Genomic DNA, 253 nt, shown 5'->3' with positions numbered 1-253 from the left:
AGCTCGTTCAGTTGGTCCTTCGCGTCTTTCATGGCGACGAATAGCGCGACGCCAGAGAGCACTGCACCGGCCAACAAACCTGGCAACAGCAGAAGCGACGGCAGAGTCGCGGCCACGCAGTCGCCGATCCCGACGATGCCCGAGACAGCGCCCATGAGCCCGGAGAATGCTGTCGTGATGCCGGTGACACCGAACGTCAAAGCGGGAAGCTTCTTGTCGATCTCGCTCATCCAGTCCGAGAACCGTTTCAGGT

The 253-nt window shown here is 60.9% G+C and carries 1 protein-coding gene; it reads right to left on the bottom strand.

Translation table 11 applies throughout. The features are described from left to right. Positions 1-230: hypothetical protein (locus tag AMS65_RS17925; RefSeq protein WP_206542019.1), on the bottom strand; the 230-nt coding region annotated here is incomplete at its 3' end. Between the last annotated feature and the right edge of the window lie 23 nt (positions 231-253).

It is taken from the genome of Leucobacter celer subsp. astrifaciens (assembly GCF_001273835.1).
Taxonomy (GTDB): Bacteria; Actinomycetota; Actinomycetes; order Actinomycetales; family Microbacteriaceae; genus Leucobacter; species Leucobacter celer.
Note: the sequence above shows the minus strand (reverse complement) of the source record. Positions and strands in the feature narration are given on the sequence as shown.